At 70.2% G+C, this 15,530-nt stretch carries 14 protein-coding genes; 8 read left to right on the forward strand and 6 right to left on the reverse strand.

Annotated elements, in window-relative coordinates; all coding sequences use genetic code 11:
- Positions 1-32: 32 nt before the first annotated feature.
- Positions 33-1,052 (reverse strand): LLM class flavin-dependent oxidoreductase, encoded by a 1,020-nt coding sequence (locus PUW82_RS01810; RefSeq protein WP_274220634.1) that lies wholly within the window; start codon positions 1,050-1,052, stop codon positions 33-35.
- A 141-nt stretch (positions 1,053-1,193) separates the two neighbouring features.
- Between PUW82_RS01810 and PUW82_RS01815 the strand changes: the two genes are divergently transcribed.
- The 4 genes from PUW82_RS01815 (at position 1,194) to PUW82_RS01830 (ending at position 6,081) form a co-directional block, all read left to right on the forward strand.
- Positions 1,194-2,147 (forward strand): ATP-grasp domain-containing protein, encoded by a 954-nt coding sequence (locus tag PUW82_RS01815; RefSeq protein WP_274220635.1) that lies wholly within the window; start codon positions 1,194-1,196, stop codon positions 2,145-2,147.
- Between the two features lie 61 nt (positions 2,148-2,208).
- Positions 2,209-3,771 carry a cryptochrome/photolyase family protein gene (locus PUW82_RS01820; protein WP_274220636.1) on the forward strand — a complete coding sequence of 521 codons (1,563 nt, stop codon included), beginning with the start codon at positions 2,209-2,211 and terminating at the stop codon, positions 3,769-3,771.
- Between the two features lie 4 nt (positions 3,772-3,775).
- Positions 3,776-4,666, forward strand: a complete 891-nt coding sequence (locus PUW82_RS01825; protein WP_274220637.1) for a UbiA family prenyltransferase — start codon at positions 3,776-3,778, stop codon at positions 4,664-4,666.
- Positions 4,663-6,081, forward strand: a complete 1,419-nt coding sequence (locus PUW82_RS01830; RefSeq protein WP_274220638.1) for a phytoene desaturase family protein — start codon at positions 4,663-4,665, stop codon at positions 6,079-6,081. The genes PUW82_RS01825 and PUW82_RS01830 overlap by 4 nt, the downstream gene beginning before the upstream one ends.
- A gap of 18 nt (positions 6,082-6,099) precedes the next feature.
- Here PUW82_RS01830 and PUW82_RS01835 read toward each other — a convergent pair whose 3' ends face one another.
- Positions 6,100-7,422 carry an APC family permease gene (locus PUW82_RS01835; RefSeq protein WP_274220639.1) on the reverse strand — a complete coding sequence of 441 codons (1,323 nt, stop codon included), beginning with the start codon at positions 7,420-7,422 and terminating at the stop codon, positions 6,100-6,102.
- A gap of 78 nt (positions 7,423-7,500) precedes the next feature.
- Positions 7,501-8,787 carry an MFS transporter gene (locus PUW82_RS01840; protein WP_274220640.1) on the reverse strand — a complete coding sequence of 429 codons (1,287 nt, stop codon included), beginning with the start codon at positions 8,785-8,787 and terminating at the stop codon, positions 7,501-7,503.
- 84 nt (positions 8,788-8,871) lie between these two features.
- Between PUW82_RS01840 and PUW82_RS01845 the strand changes: the two genes are divergently transcribed.
- The gene (locus PUW82_RS01845; protein ID WP_274220641.1) at positions 8,872-9,882 is read left to right on the forward strand and encodes a LacI family DNA-binding transcriptional regulator; all 1,011 of its coding nucleotides are present in this window, start codon (positions 8,872-8,874) and stop codon (positions 9,880-9,882) included.
- Between the two features lie 16 nt (positions 9,883-9,898).
- On the opposite strand, the gene PUW82_RS01850 is transcribed toward PUW82_RS01845, so the two are convergent.
- Both PUW82_RS01850 and PUW82_RS01855 read right to left on the reverse strand, forming a co-directional pair.
- A complete protein-coding gene (locus tag PUW82_RS01850) occupies positions 9,899-10,801 on the reverse strand; it encodes an ATP-grasp fold amidoligase family protein (RefSeq protein ID WP_274220642.1) in 903 nt (300 codons plus the stop codon).
- Positions 10,798-11,145 (reverse strand): hypothetical protein, encoded by a 348-nt coding sequence (locus tag PUW82_RS01855; protein WP_274220643.1) that lies wholly within the window; start codon positions 11,143-11,145, stop codon positions 10,798-10,800. The genes PUW82_RS01850 and PUW82_RS01855 overlap by 4 nt, the downstream gene beginning before the upstream one ends.
- A gap of 206 nt (positions 11,146-11,351) precedes the next feature.
- Here PUW82_RS01855 and PUW82_RS01860 point away from each other — a divergent pair, with 206 nt between their 5' ends.
- Entirely contained in the window at positions 11,352-11,687 is a 336-nt protein-coding gene (locus PUW82_RS01860; protein WP_274220644.1) for a DUF7882 family protein, read from the forward strand.
- Positions 11,688-11,706: 19 nt separating this feature from the next.
- Here the strand turns inward: PUW82_RS01860 and dnaB are convergent, their stop codons facing one another.
- Positions 11,707-13,077: a replicative DNA helicase gene (dnaB, locus tag PUW82_RS01865; RefSeq protein ID WP_274220645.1), complete on the reverse strand. Its 1,371-nt coding sequence runs from the start codon at positions 13,075-13,077 to the stop codon at positions 11,707-11,709.
- 464 nt (positions 13,078-13,541) lie between these two features.
- Here dnaB and PUW82_RS01870 point away from each other — a divergent pair, with 464 nt between their 5' ends.
- Both PUW82_RS01870 and PUW82_RS01875 read left to right on the forward strand, forming a co-directional pair.
- Positions 13,542-14,645, forward strand: a complete 1,104-nt coding sequence (locus PUW82_RS01870; protein WP_274220646.1) for a hypothetical protein — start codon at positions 13,542-13,544, stop codon at positions 14,643-14,645.
- An 80-nt stretch (positions 14,646-14,725) separates the two neighbouring features.
- On the forward strand, positions 14,726-15,530 hold an 805-nt coding region (locus PUW82_RS01875), incomplete at its 3' end, for a chaplin family protein (protein ID WP_274220647.1).

The raw sequence follows: 15,530 nt of genomic DNA on the forward strand, positions 1-15,530 counted from the left end.
GACACGTCGGCGCGGATGCTTCCTGCGGCGGCTCAGCGCACGAGCGGGATGACCTGCTCCGCGAAACGCTCGAGCTCGTCGAGTGCCGGCGAGAACTGCAGCAGCAGCGTGTCGACACCCACATCCTCGAAAGCGCGGATGCGGTCGGCGACCTGCTGCGGCGTGCCGATCAGCTCGGGGCGCAGCCCGCGGTTCGACACGGAGTACTCGCGCAGGCTGATCTCGACGTCCAGCTGCGACTTCGTCACGAAGTCCTGGTACGACTCGTAGGCCGCACCCGAGCGGACGTCGGTGATGCGCTCCAGCTCGGCCTGCGCCTCTTCCTCGGTGTCGCGGACGATAGCGAACGCCGCCATCCCGAAGTGCTGGAACGGTCGCTGCCCCGTGCGCTCCCGCCGGGCGCGCATGTCGGCGATCTTCGTGGCGAGCTCATCGACGGTGCCCCCGTGCGTGACGTAGGCGTCGGCGAACCCGGCGATCGCGGCGCGTCCCGCCTCGCTCTCGCCCCCGGCGTAGATGAGCGGCGCCGTCGCCGGCTTCGGCTCGAGGTGCGTGCCCGAGAACGAGAAGTGCCGGCCGTCGTGATCGAACGGCGTCTGCGACCACAGCCCCCGCAGCACGTCGACGTATTCCGTCGTCAGGGCGTACCGGTCGTCGTGGTCGGCGAACGAGATGCCGTACTGCCGCGCTTCCTCGGCCCACCACGCCGAGACGACGTTGAGCGTGAAGCGGCCCTGCGCGATCTCCTGGATCGTCGCCGCCTGCTTCGCCGCGAGCGCGACCGGGTGGTAGCTCGGACGCAGCGCGGCCATGATCTCGATGCGCGAGGTGACAGCCGCGGTTGCGGTCGCGATGGCCCAGGCGTCCAGGGCGGGACCGGCGTGGCCCTTGATGTCGTTGAGGTTCAGCTCGGGCACGAGCGTCACGTCGAAGCCGCCGTCCTCGGCAGCGCGGGCGATCCGCGCGATGTGTTCGAAGGTCGCGGGCGTCCGCTCGTCGGCGACGTTGCGCAGCCATCCGCCGTAGGTGGGGGTCCAGTAACCGAAACGCATGCGTGCTCCCTCTCGACATCGATGCCGGCCGAATCCGTCGATCCTCACACGCCGCGCACCCGACGAGGCCCGCACGGCCCCCCGGGCGTCATGGTCCGTCACGCGGCCCCCGCCCGCTCGCGACCGGCTTAGCCTGACGGGATGTCGTCTTCGCCGCAGGTGTACGTGATCCACGAGAACCCGGAGTGGTGGGCGCCCTTCGCCGCCGCTTTCGCCGCGGAGGGCATCGCCGCCGAGCAGTGGCTGCTCACCGACGGCTCGATCGACCTGTCGTCGGAGCCACCGCAGGGCGTCTTCTGGTCGCGACTGTCCGCGTCGGCGCACACCCGCGACCACGCGGAGTCGAAGGAGTACGGCCGCGCGGTGCTGCGCTGGCTCGAGTCGTGGGGCCGCACCGTCATCGGAGGCAGCGACGTGCTCGAGTTCGAGGTCAGCAAGGTCGCGCAGCATGCCGCCCTGCGCGCTGCCGGCGTGGACGTCCCGCGCACGGTGGCGGTCTTCGGCGCGGGCGACCTGAAGCGCCGCGCCCGCGAGTTCCCGGTGCCGTTCATCAGCAAGCACAACCAGGGCGGCAAGGGCTTGGGGGTGCGCCGGTGGGACACGCACGACGAGTTCGACGCCTGGGTCGACGGCCCGGCGTTCGAGGCATCCCCCGACGGCATCACGCTCGTCCAGGAGTTCCTGTTCGCCCGCGAGCCGTTCGTGACGCGCGCCGAGTACGTCGGCGGTGAGTTCGTCTACGCCGTGCGCGTGGACACGAGCGCCGGCACCTTCGAGCTGTGCCCGGCCGATGCGTGCGTCGTCGACCCCGGCGCCGCCGCGCCCGCGTTCCCGCCCTTCGCGTTGCGCACGGAGATCACCGCCGAGCACCCCCTCGTGCTCCAGCACCGCGAGTTCCTGCGCGGCGCCGGCATCCGCATCGCCGGGATCGAGTTCGTCGAGACGATCGACGGCCGCCTCGTGACCTACGACCTCAACACCAACACGAACTACAACCCCGACGTCGAGGCCGCGGCTCCGGCATCCGGTCCGGGCGAGATCGCGCGCTTCCTCGGCGGGCTGGTCCGCTCCGAGGCTGGCGTGCTCGCCGGCTAGCGCAGCGCCGGCCCGCGCACAAGCGATAGGGAACGTCGAAGGCGGTTCCTACGCTGACACCGTGCTCCGGAACCTCGTCATCGTGCTGGGCGATCAGCTCGACCCCGACGCGAGCGGCTTCGACGACTTCGACCCCGCGCAGGATGCCGTCTGGATGGCCGAGGTCGCCGAGGAGTCGACGCACGTCTGGAGCACGAAGCCGCGCACGGCGATGTTCCTCGCCGCGATGCGCCACTTCGCCGCCGACCAGCGCGACGCCGGGCACACCGTCCTCTACACGCAGCTCGACGACCCGGAGAACCAGGGCACCTTCGCCGACCAGCTCACCGCCGACCTCGCCGCGTTGCAGCCGGCGGGACTGGTCATGACCGAGCCCGGCGAGTGGCGCGTTCGCGAAGCGCTGCAGCAGACCGCGGATGCCGCCGGCATCCCGCTCGACATCCGCGTCGACCGGCACTTCTTCTGCACCGTCGCGGAGTTCGCCGAGCACGCCGCGGGCCGGGCGACGCTGCGGATGGAGTACTTCTACCGCGAGCTGCGCACGCGCCACGGCATCCTCATGACCGACCGGGGCCAGCCCGTCGGAGGCCAGTGGAACTACGACGCCGACAACCGCAAGGCGTTCCCGAAGCAGGGGCCGGGGCTCGTGCCGCCGCGCGCGACGTTCCCGCCCGACGAGGTCACCCGCGACGTGCTCGCGCTCGTCGAGCGAGAGCTCGCTGACCACCCCGGCTCGCTCGACACATTCGCGTGGCCCGTCACCCGCGCGCAGGCGCTCGAGGCGCTCGAGCTCTTCGTCGAAGAGCGGCTGCCGGGCTTCGGCGACGCGCAGGACGCGATGTGGCCGGGCGAGCCCTGGCTCTGGCATGCGCACCTGTCGTCGTCGATGAACCTCAAGCTGCTGCATCCGCGCGAGGTCGTCGCGGCCGCCGAAGCGGCCTACCGCGCGGAACGGGCACCACTGCCGGCGGTCGAGGGGTTCATCCGCCAGATCCTCGGCTGGCGCGAGTACGTCCGCGGTGTCTACTGGACGCAGATGCCCGGGTACCTGCAGCGCAACGCGTTCGAGGCGTTCGAGCCGCTGCCCGACTGGTACTGGACGGGCGACACCCCGATGGCGTGCCTGAAGGATGCCATCGACACCACCCTCGAGAACGGGTACGCCCACCACATCCAGCGGCTCATGGTCACCGGGCTCTACGCGATGCTGCTCGGGGTCGACCCGCGCGAGGTGCACGCCTGGTACCTCGCCGTCTACGTCGATGCGGTCGAATGGGCGGAGCTGCCCAACACGCTCGGCATGAGCCAGTACGCCGACGGCGGCCTCATGGGCAGCAAGCCCTACGCGGCGTCGGGCAAGTACATCGACCGCATGAGCCCCTACTGCAAGACCTGTCCCTTCGACCCGGCGAAACGGATCGGCGAGGATGCCTGCCCCTTCACGACCCTCTATGGGGACTACCTCATCCGTCACGAGCAGCCCCTCGCCGAGAACCGGCGCATGGCGCTGCAGGTGAAGAACCTGGCGCGCCTGGACGACGACGAGATCGCCGCGATCCGCGACCGGGCCGACGCCATCCGCCGCGGCGACGTCGCCGATTCACGACCATCCGGCCGATGGTGAGATAGTGACGACACCCGACCCGAGGAGCGCCGCCATCACGAGCTACACATCGACCGTCGCGCGCCTCGTCCACATCTCGCGGCCCGTGCTGTGGATCAACACGATCGGCACCGGCGCGCTCGGTATGTGGCTCACGGGCCAGCTGATCGACATCGCGGCGATCCCGCTCCTCATCTGGCTCACGTTGCCGTTCAACCTCCTGATCTACGGCGTGAACGACATCTTCGACCAGGACACGGACGCGCTGAACCCGCGCAAGGGCTCGATCGAGGGCGCGCGCATCGAGCCGCGCGAGGTGAAGCTCATCGCGTGGGCGGTCGCGATCACCAACATCCCCTTCCTCGTGTACTTCGTCATCGCGCTGCCGCTGCCCGCCGTCGCGTTGATCCTGCTCTACGCCGCCGTGTTCGTCTTCTACTCGGCACCGCCGCTCCGTTTCAAGGCGCGGCCGTTCCTCGACTCGCTGAGCAACGCCGCCTACGGTCTGCCGCTGCTGATCCTGCCCGTCGCCCTCGAGGCGCCGCCGGTGTGGCCCGCCGTCATCGGCCTGCTCGCCTGGAGCGTCGCGAAGCACGCCTACGACGCCGTGCAGGACATCGATGAAGACCGCGAGGCCGGCATCACCACGACCGCCGTCCTGCTCGGACCCCGTGGCACCGCGCTGTGGAGCGGGGTGTGGTGGCTCGTCTCGACCGTGCTGTTCGCGCTCGTCAGCGTGCCTGTCGCCCTCGTGAACCTCGCCCTCGCCGGCACCCTCGTCGTGTGGATGCTGCTGCGCCCGAGCCCCGCCACCGGCCGCAAGCTGTACCCGCTGTCCGTCGCCTTCCCGTACATCGCGGGATCGGTCGCGAGCGGGCTGCTGCTCGCGGCCATGTTCCTCGGGATCTACCCGTGAGCCGCATCGTCGTCGTCGGCGCGGGCCTCGGGGGCCTCGCGGCATCCGCCCTGCTCGCCCACGCCGGCCACCGCGTGACGCTGCTCGAGGCCGCCGGCACCGTGGGCGGGAAGAGCCGGCGCATCGAGCTGGACGGCGAGCGCATCGACACAGGCCCGTCGCTCGTCACCTTCCCCGCCGTCTGGGACGAGCTGCTCCGTCGCCTGGGTGGCGGCTCTCCCGCGGACGCGCAACCGGATGCCGGTCGGCTCGACCTCGTCCGCCTCGACGAGGTCGGCCGCTACTACTACCGCGGCGAAGAGGTCTCTCTGCCCGTGCCGGAGGGGCACCCCTGGCACGCCGCGTGGCAACGGTTCAGCGACCTGCACGCCCCGCTCGCCGGCGACGTCGCCGCGCTGCTCGTGGCCGACCCGCTCGACCGCGCCTCCCTGCCCGCGTTGCAGCGGCTGCTCGCCGTCTACGGCCGGCGCCTCAGCACCCGCGCGTACCTCGACAGCCTCACCTGGATGCCCGAGGGGCTGCGTGAGATCATCGCGATCCACACCCTCAACGCCGGGGTCTCGCCCGCCCGCACGCCCGCGCTGTACGCGAGCATGCCCGCCGTCATGGCGGCCGACGGCGTCTGCGTGCCGCGCGGCGGGGTGTTCGAGATCGTGCTCGCGCTGCAGCGGCTGGCGGATGCCGCCGGCGTCGACACCCGCACCGGCGAGCGCGTCACGCGCATCGAGCGCGGCCGCGTCACGACCGAGCGCGGCTCGTATGCGGCGGACGTCGTCGTCAGCGGGCTCGACGCATCGCGGCTGGACGACCTGCTCGGGCGGCGGCGGCTCGCTCCCGGTTCGCCGTCGCTGTCGTGCTCGGCCGTCGCGATCTACGGGGTGCTCGACGAGCCGTTGCCCGAGCGGATCGCCGCGCACAGCGTCATCCTTCCGACCAAGCCCGATGCACTGCACCGCAGCCTCGCCGCCGGCGACGAGCCCGCCGACACGATGGCGTTCGTCAACCACTACCGCGCGGGCGAGATCTACCCGAACGACCGCAGCACCCTCGCCGTGCTGCTCACGAGCCCGGCGGACGGTCAGGGCTACGCGCTCGACCACCCCTTCGTGAAGCGCGAGATCGAACGCATCTCGAGTGCGATGGGGCTCGACGCTCCGCTGACCGACCGCATGACCGAGTCGACGGTGCTCGACCCGCGGTACTTCGGCTCGTTCGGGGAACCGCACGGAGCGCTCTACGGTGCGTCGCGACCGCTGTGGATGAGCGGCCCGCTGCACCAGCCGGCCCAGCACGACCTGCGGACGCCCTGGCTCTGGCGGGTCGGTGCATCGGTGCATCCCGGCGGCGGCATCCCTGCCGTGCTCGGCGGGGCCATGATCGTCGCGTCGAAGCTGCTCAAGCGGCATCCCGCCTGAGCAGCCGCAACGCGGGGATCAGGCCGCGCGTTCGCCTCGCTGACGCGCCCACCGCGCCACGAAGTACAGCACCACGCCGATGGCGAGGAGAATCGCGCCGAAGATCCAGACGCGCAGGGTCTGCTGACTCAGCAGCAGCAGGCACGATGCGATGCCGAGGACAGGCACGAAGGTCCAGACGCGGAAGTGGTCATGCTCCACGCGGTCGCGGCGCAGCACGAGCACCGAGACGTTCGCGCTGAGGAACACGAACAGGAGCAGCAGCACGACGGTCTCGGCGAGGAGCGCGAGGTCGCCGACCAGGGTCAGCAGCATCGCGACGAGGGTCGTGGCGAGGATCGCGACCCAGGGCGTGCGCCGACGTGGCAGCACCCGTGACAGCGCCTTCGGCAGCAGCCCCTGCTCGGCCATGCCGTAGGTGAGGCGGCTGGCCATGATCATCGTCAGCAGCGCGCCGTTGGCGACCGCGATGAGCGCGATGAGACTGAACAGCCACGACGGCACCGCGACACCGCTCGCCTCGACGACCGCCAGGAGCGGCCCGCTCGAGCTCGACAGCTCCTCGGGCGGCAACGCGATGCTGCTCGCGAGGCCCACCAGCACGTACACGACGCCCGCAGCGCCCAGGGCCGCGAAGAGCGCACGCGGGTACATCTTCGACGGTTCCTTGACCTCTTCGATCATGTTGGCCGAGGTCTCGAACCCCACGAAGGAGTAGTACGCGATGATCGCACCCGCCAGCACGGCCGACGCGACCCCCGTGCCCTCGGGAACCTCCATGACACGCGACACGTCCCCACCGCCACCGGCGAGCAGGAACCCGACCACCACGACGACGATCACCAGGCCCGAGACCTCGATCGCGGTCATCACGAAGTTCGCGCCCATCGATTCCCGGATGCCGCGGGCGTTGAGCGCTGCGAGCACGGCGAGGAACACGATGGCCACCGGCACGACCGGAACCTCCACGAACGTCTGCAGGTACTGCCCCGCGAACGCGATCGACAGACCCGCCGCACTCACCACGCCCGCGGCCAGCATGCTGAACCCGACGAGGAACGACACGAGCTTGTTCTTGAACGCACGCTCCGCGAACACGGCGGCGCCGCCGGCGCGGGGGTACTTCGTCACCAGCTCGGCGTACGACCCGGCCGTGAGCATCGCGAGCACGAGGGCCGCGAGCAGCGGGGCCCACAGCATCCCGCCGACCCGCTCCGACAGCACCCCCATGAGGGCGTAGACACCTGCGCCGAGAACGTCACCGAGGATGAAGGCGAACAGCAGCGGTCCGCCGATGCCCCGCCGCAGTCGCGACGGCGCGGGAGTATCAGTCGTGCTCATTCCGCGAACGCTAAGTCCTCACGACGCGACACCCGTAGCGGGTTGACACGGCACCGCGCGGCATCCATCTCATCCATCTCACCCGTCTCGTCCGTCACGGTGGACCCGGCGAGCCGACAGGACGCCGGCGAACACGAGCACGATCAATCCCGCGGCGGGGACGACGAGCAGTCCGGTGCGCAGCGACGTCGCGTCGGCGATCGCGCCGACGATGGGAGGCGACAGCAGGAACCCGACCCGCAGCAGCCATCCGATGATGGTCAGTCCGGCACCGGGCGCGAAGCCGGGCAGCTCGTCAGCGGCCTGCATCGCGCTCGGGATGAGGGTGGCGACGCCGAACCCGGCGACACCGAACCCGATGATCGTCATCGGCACGCCAGGCAGGGCGAGCGCCGACCCCATGCCGACGAGCACGAGGGCCCCGCCGACGCGCGCGACCGCCCGCTGTCCGAACCGGTCGACCATCCGGTCGCCGAGCAGACGGCCGACGAACTGCATGCCCTGCAGCGAGATGAAGCCGAGCCCCGCGACGAACGCCGATGCGCCGAGGCCCTCCGACAGGTAGATGGCCGACCACGAGGCTCCGGCATCTTCCACGATGGCGCCGCCCGAGGCGATCAGCACGAGCGCGAGCAGGATCACGTAGCGCGAGCCCGCGAGCTTCGAGGCCCGGGCAGAGGCGGTCGGTCGGGCCGCCGCGGCATCCGAGTGATCCGCGCCGTCCGCGCCCGCGGTGCCGTCGAGGCCCTCGATGCCCTCGATGCCCTCGATGTCGCGTGGCTCGGCTCCGGGCAGCAGCCACCGGTAGGCGAGCAGCGCCGCCAGGCCGAAGAGGACCGCCGACACCGTCAGATGCACGGGCAGCGGGATGCGCAGCGCGGCGGCGCCGGCGCCCATGATGCCGCCGGCCACGGCTCCGATCGACCACACGGCGTGGAACGAGTTGATGATCGAGCGCCCGAACAGCCGCTGCACCCGCAGGCCGTGCGAGTTCTGGGCGACGTCGGTGATCGAGTCCATGGCGCCGGCGATGAAGAACGCCGCGGCGAGCAGCAGCCAGCTGGGCGCGACGCCGGCCAGCACGAGCCCCAGTGCGGTCACGAGCGTCGCGGCGACCGCGACGCGGGACGAGCGGAATCGCCGGATGAGCAGGCCGGCAGCGAGACCGCAGATCAGCGCGCCGAGCGGGAACGCCGCCACGGCGGTGCCGATGGCCGCGTTCGAGAGCCCGAGGTCGGACTTCAGCTCCGGGTACCGCGGCACGACGTTGGCGAACAGCGCCCCGTTGGTGAAGAAGAGCACGCCGACGGCGAATCGCGCTCGTCTCGCCTCACGCGAGATGGTCGTGACGGATGTCGTGGACACGGCGTTCGCCTCCGGAGTGGGTTGTCGGTGCGGCAACCGTGAACGTTCACGGCCGAGGGGAAAGCTAGCAGTACACTCGTCGATGTGGCAAATGTCCGGGGTGCGAGCACGATCCTCGACGTCGCCGCGCGAGCCGGCGTCTCGCGCCAGACGGTGACGCGCGCGCTCAACGACATGTCCGACGTCAGCGCCGCCACCCGAGCTCGCGTGATCGCGGCGGCGCGCGAGCTGAATTACCGGCCCAATCGCCACGCGCAGACGATGGTGCGGGGCCGCACGACGACGATCGGGCTCATCCTCGAAGACCTTGCCAACCCGTACTTCGCCGAGCTCGCGTCGGCGCTCAGCCGAGCGGCCGCCGAGCGCGACTGGAGCGTGCTGCTGTGCGACGTCGGCCCCGACCGCGAGAAGGCGCGCGCGCAGCTCGAGTCCATCGTCAGCCGCGTCGACGCTCTCGCCCTGACCGGATGCCGCACCGATACCCTCGCGCTGCTGCCCCCGGCCGTGCTGGCGCAGGGCGAGTTCGGGCTGCCGCTGCTCATGCTGGACGGCCCGGACCATCCGCGCCTGAGCGGCCGCGTTGTGATCGAGGTCGCATCCGGCATGACCGCCGCGCTGGAACACCTCGCCGCCATCGGGCGCCACCGCATCGCGTTCATCGACTCGACCGTCGGCCCGGACGACCGCCGCGACTTCTACCGGGCCTCCATGGAACAGCACGCGTCGACGTGGCCCGGACTCGACATCGGCGCGGACGAGACGGTGGAGGGCGGCGGCGAGGCTGCACGCGCAGTGATGAGCGCGGCCCCCGACTGCGACGGCATCCTCGTCTACAACGACGTCATGGCGATCGGCGTGCTCAAGGCGCTCCACGCCTCCGGGCGGAACGTACCGCAGGATGTCGCGGTCATCGGGATCGATGGCCTCCAGGCCGGTCGGTTCACCACCCCCGAGCTGACGACCCTCGCGATCGACAAGACCGCGCTGGCGTCGACCGCGGTGTCGATGCTGGCGACGATCCTCGGAGACACCGGCGACCCGCATCCGCTCGACGCGGCGATCGAGCTGCAGCTCGAGCTCCGCGGCTCAGCCTGAAACCGAGCGCTGCGCCTCAGCGGTAGCGCCTCGGCACGGTCCAGGGGCGTCCGAACTCCGTGTTGAACGACTCCGGGTCGAACGGACTGTCGCCGCCGGCGGGGAAGCTCGTCAGCTCACCGAACACGACTCGCCCGTCGACGTCGTACAGGTCGACGCGGACGAAGTCCGTGTCCTGACCCAGCCGCTCAGCGAGACCGAGCATCTCGTCGAGATGCGCGGGACGGGGGCGCGCGGGCTCAGACCACGGCGGACCGCCGCTCATCGGAATCCGGCTCCAGTCGGGGCGGAAGAAGTCCTGCGTGCGGCCGCCGAACCGGCCGCCGTCGACCTGGACGAAGTGGCACCGACCGTGGAAGACGAAGAACTTGTAATCGTCAGGGATGCCGCCGTCCTCGGCGACCAGCAGCTCCTCGACGATCACCCGCCGTGGCACCTGTCCGTAGACCCACTCGCGGTTCGGCCCTTGCCCGTAGAGCTTCGCCACCCAGCCCTCTGCGATCGCCGCGATCTCGCGTGGGCTCGCGAACCCGGGGCGCACGTGCCGGTACACCCAGCCCCAGCGGGCCTCGGGCAGCCGAGCGTCGGCGGGCGCCGCCGTCGAGACGACGATCGCCGCGCCGCTGCCGTGCGTCGGCTTGACCACGTACGCCGCGGGCCAGTCGAGGTCGAGCAGGCTCCGCGGGTCGTCGACGATCGCGTACGCCTGCGGCAGGTACTGCTCCCCGACGATCGCGGCGACATACTCCCGCACCGCGGCCTTGTCGGCGAAGGTGACGACGAGGCTGCGGTGATCGCGCAGCATCTTGTAGCGCACCTTGTCGCGGAACGTCGTCGGGTTACGGGTACGCCACAGGCGCAGCATCCGTACCAGCCGGCTGCGTTCGCGCCATCGGACGCCACCGCGTGCGGCGCTCACGATTCGTCGGCGTCGTCTTCCTCGTGTCCGACCGACTTCGCCTCGAGGAACGAGCAGAGCTCAGCGGCGACCGTGAACTCGGCGGCGAGGGCATGCATCTGGAAGCTGCTGAGGATGGTGAAGTCGGGCTGCGGCTCGATCGTGATCCGCCACCGGGCGTCACCGATCTCGACGGGCTCCATGAAGACCGAGACGGACGAGTTGGCGAGCGGCACGATGACGAGACCGGTGTCGGAGCCCTCGGACCCGTCCTGCACGAGAACGCGGATGAGATCGCCCGCGCCGCGCTGTTCGTGGAACTCTTTCAGCCAACGCTCGAGGGTCTCTCTACTGCGGAACGGCATCAGGCTCCCAACGGGCCGAGGGGGTACGCGGCGATCTGCCGCATTGGATCTTAACCGCCCGGCACACATCATCCTGCGCAGCAAGCCCCTTCAGCGACACCCGATCTCCCGGCAGTGTGACTCTCAACCGAGCGACAGCACCTTTCGGTTTTCCGCGCCCTTCGGGTGCACCCGAAATCGGAACTCGTTCACGGCAGGGGCGACCCATGGGTCGGTTCATCTACGGCAACCAGCGCACCAAGATCGACATCGACGACCGTGCACTCGTTCACCTCCAGCACGTCATCGGAAACAAGCTCCGCCGCGGTGAGAGCTTCTATTTCTCGTGGAAAGAGGATGTCAGCGTCGGCGGCGGCCGCCGAACCATCTGGATCCACCAGAACGCCGACCTGGAGTTCCAGTACCACGGCAGCCGTGTCGCGCCGATCAACCGGGACTGGCTCGAGGCCCTGAACACAGTCGCCAGCTCGACGACCGGCTTATACCTCATCCCGGAACCCGCGCAGACATCGCGGCGGGAACCGCAACCCCTCCTGGGCTGACCGCTCGGTCGACTACGCGTCAGTCCATCCCGACGGCCATGTCGGTGAAGCGCGAGAAGTGTCCCTGGAACGCCACCGTCACGGTGTCGGTCGGACCGTTACGGTGCTTCGCGACGATCAGATCGGCCTCACCGGCGCGGGGGCTGTCCTTCTCGTAGGCGGCCTCGCGGTGCAACAGGATGACGATGTCGGCGTCCTGCTCGATCGAGCCGGACTCACGCAGGTCGCTGATCGCCGGCTTCTTGTCGGCACGCTGCTCGGCACCACGGTTCAGCTGCGAGAGCGCGATGACGGGCACCTGCAGCTCCTTCGCGAGCAGCTTCAGGGCACGCGAGAACTCCGAGACCTCCTGCTGACGCGACTCGACGCGCTTGCCGCTCGTCATCAGCTGCAGGTAGTCGATGACGACCATCTTGAGCCCGACGCGCTGCTTGAGTCGACGGCACTTCGCGCGGATCTCGACCAGCGTCATGTTCGGGCTGTCGTCGATGTACAGCGGCGCGTCGTTGATGCGACCGCGTGTCGCGGCGACGGTGGTCCAGTCGCGGGAGTCGAGCGTTCCCTTACGCATCGATTGCAGCGGGACGGCTCCCTCGGCGCTCATGAGGCGCATCGCGATCTCGCTGCGACCCATCTCGAGCGAGAAGAAGATCGTCGGCGAATCGTTCTTGATGGCGGCCGCGCGCGCGAAGTCGAGCGCGAGCGTCGACTTACCCATGGCGGGTCGCGCCGCGACGACGATCATCTGTCCGGGGTGCAGCCCGTTCGTCAGCTGGTCGAGACCCGAGAAACCGGTCGGGATGCCGGTCATCTGGCCGTCGCGCCCGCGCGCCGCCTCGATGTCGTCGATGGCCGCGGTGACGGCGACCTCGAGGGGGACGTAGTCCTCCGCCTTCTCGGCACCCGTGACCGAGTAGATCTCGGCCTGCGCGTTGTTGACGAGGTCGACCGCGTCGCCCTGGCCGTTGTACCCCATCTGCACGATGCGCGTGCCGGCCTCGACGAGACGACGCAGCAGCGCGCGCTCGTTGACGATCGACGCGTAGTACCCGGCGTTCGCCGCGGTCGGCACGATCGAGGTCAGCGTGTGCAGGTAATCCGCGCCGCCGGCACGCTGCAGCTCGCCGTTCTTGATGAGCTCGTCGGTGACGGCGACGACGTCGGTCGGCTCGCCGTGCGAGTACAGCGACAGCAGCGCCTCGTAGATGAGCTCGTGCTTCGGGACGTAGAAGTCGGTGCCGCGCAGGGTCTCGATGACGTCGGCGACGGCATCCTTCGACAGCAGCATTCCACCGAGCGTGCTCTGCTCGGCGAGGAGGTCGTGCGGTGGGGTCCGGTCGGGCTCTCGTCGTCCGCCGAGCCTGTCGTCAGCGATATCCGCGATCGACATCCGCACCCCCGCATCCTGGCCTGTCTCCGAGCCGCTGTACACGGTATGGACGGCCACCGACAGCCGCAAACTTGCCTGTGGATAACTCTGTGGACAGGATGCGGGAAACGCCGCCGACGTTGTGTAGAACCCCTGTGGAAAACGCCGGAATCTCCTGAGAGTTCAGACTTTTTTATGCCCTCTGACCGGCCCTTTGAGTTTCCCCAGCCTGTGGATGACGATCGTGTTTGAACCCTCGCTTGAAGGTTGTTCATCTGGGGACTCACTTGTGTAAAACGTCGGTGTTGTCAAGTCGAGTCCGCGGCACCCATCGGGCGCCGCGATCCGGTCTGCGATGCACCGTCCGGAAGACCCGTAGACACGTGCGCGGGACGGGAGTATCTTCCTGTGCCACAGCAGTACCCGCAGGCACGGGTTCTCCCGTGCGAACAACGACGACGCTTTCGGGGAGGTGAACGTCGGTCATGGACAAGAGCAGTCGAAAGCGCCGTTGGGCGCCGCTTCTCGGCACCGGCGTCGGCCTCGCCTTCGCCTGGACGGCCCTCTCGCTCGCGCTCGCGCCGGCGAGTCACGCGGCCGACGGCGGCCCGGGGCCCCTCGACGGCATCGTCTCGCCCGTGACCGAAACGGTCGAGCACGTTGCCGAGGCCGTCGCCCCCGTCGCGCAGGCAGTCGTCCAGCCCGTCGCTCCCGTCGTCCAAAAGGTGGCCCCGGTGGCGGCGCCCGTCATCCAGCACGTTGCGCCCGTAGCGCCCCCGGTGGTCGAGCCCGTCATCCAGCCGGTCGTGCAGCACGTCGCGGAACCGGTCGTGCAGCAGGTCGCACCCGTCGCCGAAGCCGTCGCCGACGTCGCAGCACCGGTCATCTCACCCGTCACCGAGGTCGCCGCCGAGGCTGTCGCGCCTGTGGCGCCCGCACTCACCCCGCTGACCCGTGGGCTCGCCCCCGTGACGAATGCCGCAGAGCCCGCTCTCGCTCCGGTTCTGGGCCTCATCGGCGGCGCTATCGCCCCGGTCGGTACGGTGCTCACCCCCATCATCGACACCCTGTCGCCCGTCATCGACCCGATCACGGATGCCGTCGTCCCCGGTGTTGTGGCTCCCGCGATCCCAGGCCTGCCGATCGAGCTGCCCGTCGAGTGCGGCATCCCGCTTCCCGGGGCCGCAGTCGTCACGCCAGAGGACCTCCTCGGTTCCCCGGCCGCGGCCTCGGCGCTCTCGAACGCTGCTCCGACGGGGCTCGAAGCGCTCACGTCCGTCATCGAGGCGGTCGGCGCCAGCCTGCCCATGACCACCGCGTTCTCCGCCCTTGTCGAAACGCTCCCGTCGGTGGGGTCCGCGGTCGCGCAGAACACGCTTGTGCCCGGGTCTGCGGCGTCTTCGGGACTGCCGGCGTCGGGCGCCCCCGGATCGTCTTCCGCGGGCGCAGCCGGCGCAGCGGGCGGCGTCGCCGGTGCGCTCTTCGCCCTCGCGGGCGGGGCATTCCTGCTGGCTGGTCGACGTGGCCGCCTGACCAACGCGACGGGACCGATCTCGCCCGTCTTCCCCACCGACGTCTCTCCCGACTGACGGATGGCCGGCCGCGCACGCGCGGCACGACCCCCGGCGCTCAGCGCCATCCATTCGTCATTCTCAAGGAGAGAACAATCATGAACACCATCGTCTCGCGTGCCGTCTGGGGCACGCTCCTCGCCGGGGGGATCACGATCCTCGGCGCCTCGGTCGCCCACGCGGCCGACACCACCGGAGAGGACGGGCTGCTCTCGGGCACCCAAGGCATCGTCTCGGTCGATGCTCCCGTCACCGTCGAGGGAACCTCGATCGCCGTGATCGGCGACGCCGACAGTTCCACCTCGGGCTCGAGCGCTCCGGCGACCGCGCCGGCACCGAGCGCCTCGACCAGCGGCGCCGACGGCGTCGGCTCGGGCTCGCAAGCGATCATCGACGTGTCGGTCCCCGTCACCATCGAAGGGACCTCGGTCTCGGTCATCGGCGACAGCAACTCGTCGACCGACAGCACCCCGGCGCCCGCGCCCGCGCAGCCCGCCCCGGCACCGGCGCCCGCTGCTCCGGCGACGGACGGATCGGACGGCGTCGCCTCGGGCACGCAGGTCGTCGCTCCCGTGGCGGCACCGGTCGAGGTCAACGGCACGGCCGTGTCGGTCATCGGCGACGCCAACAGCGACACCACCACCGGCGGGACCAGCGGCAACACCGGGACCACGGGCGGCACCACCGCGCCGACGACCGACGGCAACGACGGACTCCTGTCCGGCACGCAGGTCATCGCACCCGTGACCGCACCGATCGACCTCGGCGGCACCGCCGTCTCCGTCATCGGCGACGCCAACAGCGACACCACCACCGGCAGCAACACCGGGACCACAGGCGGCACCACCGCACCGACGACCGACGGCAACGACGGACTCCTGTCCGGCACGCAGGTCATCGCAC

It is taken from the genome of Microbacterium thalli (assembly GCF_028737325.1).
GTDB classification, from domain to species: domain Bacteria; phylum Actinomycetota; class Actinomycetes; order Actinomycetales; family Microbacteriaceae; genus Microbacterium; species Microbacterium thalli.

Coding starts and splice junctions, on each gene's coding strand:
- dnaB (WP_274220645.1), bottom strand. CDS start 13,077: ATGTCGATCGCGGATATCGCTGACGACAGGCTCGGCGGACGACGAGAG.
- PUW82_RS01870 (WP_274220646.1), top strand. CDS start 13,542: ATGGACAAGAGCAGTCGAAAGCGCCGTTGGGCGCCGCTTCTCGGCACC.
- PUW82_RS01810 (WP_274220634.1), bottom strand. CDS start 1,052: ATGCGTTTCGGTTACTGGACCCCCACCTACGGCGGATGGCTGCGCAAC.
- PUW82_RS01815 (WP_274220635.1), top strand. CDS start 1,194: ATGTCGTCTTCGCCGCAGGTGTACGTGATCCACGAGAACCCGGAGTGG.
- PUW82_RS01860 (WP_274220644.1), top strand. CDS start 11,352: ATGGGTCGGTTCATCTACGGCAACCAGCGCACCAAGATCGACATCGAC.
- PUW82_RS01835 (WP_274220639.1), bottom strand. CDS start 7,422: ATGAGCACGACTGATACTCCCGCGCCGTCGCGACTGCGGCGGGGCATC.
- PUW82_RS01855 (WP_274220643.1), bottom strand. CDS start 11,145: ATGCCGTTCCGCAGTAGAGAGACCCTCGAGCGTTGGCTGAAAGAGTTC.